The following is a 5,772-nucleotide window of genomic DNA, read 5'->3' on the forward strand; positions in this document are numbered from 1 at the left end:
CCGATAGCGGTGATCTGGAAAACCTGCGCTGGGCTGGTCAGCGCGATGACGGTACAGCCGTTACGAATCAGTGAGCCAGCTGCAGTGAAGTTTGTGCCGGTACCTGTAAGGGTGTTTCCGCTGATGGCGATAGTGCCAGTAGTATAAATCATGTTTTCTCCAGGCAATAAAAAACCCGCCAAAAGTGACGGGTTATTAATCGTGTTGAATGTCTAATTGGATTATGAGAACGACCCGGTACCTCGGGTAATGGTTAACGTCGGTGATGTAATTGACTTACTTGCTGTTCCGCTTCCTGTGACTGTAATGGTTCCCGTAACTGTATTTGCGGTGATGTTTCTCAATGCATGCCTTACCGATATCCACATCCCAGTATTCCCTGACGGTACGTTAATATTTCCAAGGTCACGTATATTCCCATTGATATTGAGCGTGATGTTAACGACCGTTGTTCCGGTAAGCGATGACACATAAATCAGACCTTCGAGAAGGGCGGATTTCGCAAGCGAGGAATTAGAGGAGTCTGTGAATGTTATCGCTCTGGTAGCTGTTGTAGCGCCTGAAACGACAACGTCTGCTCCAACTCCAATATTCGCTATATCACCGACAAAAGTCGTGGCCTCAACACTACCCTTAAAGCTTCCATTTGTTGCATATACTGTTCCACGGATAGTGACGTTATTAAATACAGCGTAACCCGATTTATTAATATGCCAGCCAACGTTCCCAGTGCCATCCCAGGTTGAAGACTGAATATAGCTGCCGATTTTGGCATTGCTGATGGTACCGTCCTGGATGAACGTATCCCGGATGAAGGTCTGTCCGTTCTGGATTACGAACGGCAACGACACCGCCCCACCAGCCTGCGCCATTACCGCGAAACGATCCGCCAGGAAAAGTACCTGTGACTGCATACCTCCAGGGGTATTTTCCACGCCCATGCCCATCCCGACTGCATACTGACGTCCGTTGGCATCTACAGCCACCTTGATGTTGTACATCGCGCTGAGGTCGCCATTTACGTTCGCTATCGCCTGAGCGTTAGTTGTGATGGCTGAGGTATGCCCGTTCACCGTTGCCGTGATGCCGTTTATCTGCGTGGCCGTGGCCTGCTGATAATTGGAAAACGTCTGGTTCAGGCTGTTGATTGCTGCCTTGTTGCCGTTCACGTCAGTCTGCAAACTCAGCAGCGAACGCGCTGTTGCCTCCCTGTCGCTTGCCATAACATTATCAATACGATCGATGCTGGCCATGCTGTCACCGTACTGCGCGCTCAGTCTCACCTGCTGATCAACCTGCGCCAGCGTACTCGTTATTAGCGCGATGGAGTTACTCTGAATGCCGCCGCTGGCAGTATCTGTCCTTGCTCCCAGTTCCTCCAGACGGGATGCCATTGATGAAGTCGTGTCGGTGACAACCTGTCGCAACGTGGTGATATCAGCGGTATTTTGCGAGCTGGCTTGCTCGGCCGCATCTGCCTTACCTGATGCAGCGTCAGCTTTACTCGAAGCCGAATCAGCTTTATCAGAAATGACCTGAGTACTCGCAGTAAGCTGGTCGACAGCTGTCGCCCTTGCCTGAGCTTCATCTGACAGAGCCTGCCTTACCTCGGTAATTCCCGCCTCGTTCTGCTCAGTTTTTGCCTCAAGACGAGTAACATCCGTGACGCGAGCCTCCGTCTCAGTGGCGATCACCTCCCGGAGCTGTTCGAAGGTCGCAGAGTTAGCGCCCTGCTGGGCTGTCTGCCGCACGACAACATCAGCAATAGCAAGCGCGTTGCCGATGATTGCTTCTGCTGTCTGCTTATTCGATCCAACCGCCGCTGCAAGACCGTTTGCATTCTCTTTGATTGCATCAGCCAGTTCTGCGAACTTTTCACTGCTCTCCACCGCGCTCTCGATCAGGTCTTTGAACGTATCAGTCTCTTTAATCTCCTCCAGGATTGCATTGGTGATATCACTGAAGTCGTCCGTTGGTTTTCCAGAAGCCTCTACAAATCCTGAAACGCCAAATGCATTACGAGTTCGAACATAAACGTAATAAACATGGTCAAACTTAAGTTTTTGGATGGTCCACTGATTGCCACGGCCAAGGAATTGAGCTTTATTCTCAATGTCGTCGGACAATGGAATCGGAGTCTCACCTGCGTACCAAAATTCAAAAGAAGTATCAGATGTGGCAGTAACAGACATGACCGGAACTAAAGTGGCCTGAAGTGGGCCAGGTATCCACTGAACCGAGTTCGGGGGCTTAGGCGCTCCGATAATCAGGCTTACCTGAGTCTCAGCGCCTTTCATTCCATTTTCGTTTCGACCACGAACCCCAAGCGTGTAACTTCCTGCATTCAGGCCGTAAAACTCATATCGGAACTGATCGGTTTCGTATTGGGCTACCACTTTCCCATCTGCTGAGTAGACATACAGCTCGAAAACCAGCTTTTTAGTAGTGGTTGCCGTCTCCCACGTTGCTGTGACCTGGACGGTCTCGGTGTTTGTGTTCAGGATTCGCAGGTTTTCCACGTTAGGCACGCGGTAGCCGTTCAGCGTATCGCTGGGAACTTCAAACACTGCACCCTCGTCAACGATGGCCTGCTTGTTGGGGTCGTGCAATGAGGCCGTTATGCTGTATACGGAGTTGTTTTCCGTTTCGGCAACGCTCAGTATCCGGAAAAGGCGAATCGCAACGCTTGCGGTTGAAATGGCAAATACAGTTCCCGCCCTCACCCATTCAGGTTCGTTTTTGAGTGTGACGTTGTTTCCGTTAACGCCATCAATCTCATAGCGAGAGAACTTTCCGTCCCTCCCCATAATCGACATAGTGGAGCCGTCCGTTACTACCGAGGAATCAACCGCGTCAACCGTTATCACCCTCCCGGAATGAGAAACAATTCTCCCCCCGAGGCGAGTTCCTGCGTAGTCATTATCCATGACCTCAACGATATCACCCGGCGTGAAGTGGATGGCATCGCGTGCCATCTGGAAAGACAGTCTGCTGCTTTCACGCTTTGCTGTTTCCAGCAGCCATTTACCTGCCCGCCATGCCTGTCCGCGAGAGGTGCAGCCAAACGCCTCCAGAGTGGTTTCGTTGTAGTTCCCTTTGGCTATCATCTCATCGTCGGAAACGTACTCTTTCACCTGCTCCCATCCGTTGTCGGGGTCAGTCCAGGACACTACAACCGCATTGTATTTCTCTGAACGCTTTACAGAGCTTCGTTTGAACTCGCCATTCACAACGTTGGCGTTCGTGATTGTCGCAATCGGATCCTGTGGAGCGTCCAGCATTACGGACAGGCGCATCCCGTCCCACAGCGCTATGCCACGGAACATGCCTGCAATCTTGTCCAGAATGTCACGCGCGCTGGCCTGCTCTGTGATGTAAGCGTTAAGCGTCATGCGTGGCTCTTTGCCACCGTACCCATCATCAACAAGCTGATCGCAATACTGAGACAGAATATACAGCGCGCCGTCATCCACATCGATGTATCCGGCACGTTTAGCCAGTCCGAAGCGGGTATTCTTCGCCAGCTCTCTGAACAACCATGCCGGGTTGTTAGTCCATGCCTGCTTAAATCCACCCAGCCATAAACCGGAGTAGGTGCGTGCTATCGGATCATAGTTGTCTGGTACAGACACAATCAGTCCGCGAAGATGGTAGGTGCGGCTTGGAGTGTCAGTGTACTGGTCGCGGTCAATAACGGCTCCAGCGATGGCTGAAAATGGATAGCTCAGATTGTCGTCGGTGATTTCACTGTAGCTATTCCAGGTAGTGCCGTTGGACAGCAAATCGCTGCTGCTGTCCGGTGTAATGCGGCGAACGCGAATATCAAACGGCTTGATATCTGGAGCATCAATAAGATGGGCCTCAAGATATTCGCCTGATATCTTCCCGGTGATGGTCACGGTCTTTTCAATAACCCAGCCTGAAGCGCCAGTTCTGCTCTCCAACACCAGAGTGACGGACGTGTTTTTCTGATTGCCTTTGGTGTCCTGCTCGACCAGTCCGGTCACACCAACGTTAAACCGCACCCGGGTAACGTCCTGATCGGTTAAAGCATATTGATCTTGCAATTGCTTAATGCGCGGGTCGTTGTTCTTCCAGCCAGCATCCTCGGCATCATACTGCGCCATTTGCCTGGCTCGTGCCTCTCCCTCAAGTTTTGATAGTGCTAGTCTTCTCTGTGCATTTTGCAGCAGCTTTTGGGTGGCTTTGTCATCGCCTGTCGTATCTGGCGCATTAAATGCCCCGCCATTTTTAGCATTGTTAGCGGCCTGCGCTCGCAGGTGTGATATTTCCGCCTCTACCTGCTTTAACTTGAATGCCGCACTAATTCTTCTTTCTTGAAAATTATCATCAGTCTCGTACCACCGCTGGCCGTCTTTGACTTCATCATTGAGCTCTTGCTGTAATTTGATCAGCTTTGGCATTCTTGCAGCATTGCCAGCATTATTGTTATAGAAGTTCAGGTTATCTGCGACGCTTTGCATGAGCCCCGCCAATGTGGATGTAAGCCCTATGGCTTGGTTAAGGTCGCTTATTGCATTCTTAAATGCTACATCCAGGCTGTTCTTTGCCCTGTCGATACTGACAGGCATTTTACTAAATTCTTCATTAACATTTTGCGATTGCTTCTGAATTGCGTTAAGAGCGTCCTGGGCTGTTAATTTACCTTCGAGCATCATTTTGCGTAAGCCGCCAATTGATACTCCCAGACCTGCGGCAATCTGCCTGGCCAACTCTGGCATTTGCTCAATAATGGAATTGAATTCTTCAGCCCTAACGATTCCTCCTGAAATAGACTGCTCAAACTGTCTTAAAGCGTTAGCCATTTCTTCAGTTGAAGATCCACCGACAGTGCCAATTTTTTGTAATGTGTCAGTTAATGAGATAACTTGCTGATTTGTCGCTCCAGTCTCTTTTAATGCAGTGGTTAATGATTCCCAGAGTCTCTCTGTTTCTTCCAGGCTATTTCCAGATCCGGAAGCAATAGCGGATAGAGATGACATGGTTTCCCGAGCTTTATCCGCATCAGGTGAAAGCCTTGCTACCCGCGCTTGCAGCGTATTCATACTATCTGCAATTTCTATAATTCTTTGGGCGGCCTGAATGGTAAAAGCCCCGGCAATTGCAACTCCGACTTTATTAAGCCCTGTACTAAGCCTGTCGGCTGCTTTATCAGCTTTACTGAGATCGCTTTCCATCCGCCCTGTGACCCGATTAACATCTTTCCCTGCGGTCAAAAGCTCTGCGGTATCAGCTTTGATTGTGTACTCAATATCACCAACATTCTGTGCCATTTTTAATCTCCGGGCATAAAAAAACCCGCCGGAGCGGGTTTGGATTACTTGCAGGCCTCTCGACCTAGGTAGTAAGCAATGGAGTCGCTTACTATTGGCGACATACTGGGGTCGGCCTTAGAGTTCTTCATCTCTTCCAGGCTCTCACCAGAACCTAAGTATTTAACTTCGTTTGCTTCGCAATTATATATTCGCTGCGAAAATGTAACGCCAGATGACCCTTCTCTTTTTGTCGTGATAGTTCTGAGTGGGCCTTGAGAACCCTTGTCCAGCACTGTGTAAGTTGCTTTCGAGTCAGTTGGTACCTGTATCTGGTATGATGCGGCCAAAACCGAAAAAGAAATCAACGAAAATCCTAAAAGAAGTGTCTTCTTCATATCCCTATCCCCTTTGGTAAAAGATGAGGGAATCCTAGGGAAGGTGCGAATAAGCAGGTCATTTCTTCCCAAGCTGACTCGCTGATTAAAATTTCGCGGAT

General features: G+C 49.8%; 2 protein-coding genes. Both read right to left on the reverse strand.

Annotation, left to right across the window (positions count from 1 at the left end; translation table 11 throughout):
• Nucleotides 1-221 precede the first annotated feature (221 nt).
• On the reverse strand, nucleotides 222-5,294 hold the full coding sequence (locus ACOTXR_RS24875) for a tape measure protein (protein WP_410023183.1): 5,073 nt from the start codon (nucleotides 5,292-5,294) through the stop codon (nucleotides 222-224).
• A 44-nt stretch (nucleotides 5,295-5,338) separates the two neighbouring features.
• On the reverse strand, nucleotides 5,339-5,772 hold a 434-nt coding region (locus ACOTXR_RS24880; protein WP_421767131.1), incomplete at its 5' end, for a hypothetical protein.

The sequence above is a fragment of the Enterobacter cloacae complex sp. IR53030 genome (assembly GCF_049238365.1).
In the GTDB taxonomy this organism is placed as follows: domain Bacteria; phylum Pseudomonadota; class Gammaproteobacteria; order Enterobacterales; family Enterobacteriaceae; genus Enterobacter; species Enterobacter kobei.

Coding starts and splice junctions, on each gene's coding strand:
- ACOTXR_RS24875 (WP_410023183.1), bottom strand. CDS start 5,294: ATGGCACAGAATGTTGGTGATATTGAGTACACAATCAAAGCTGATACC.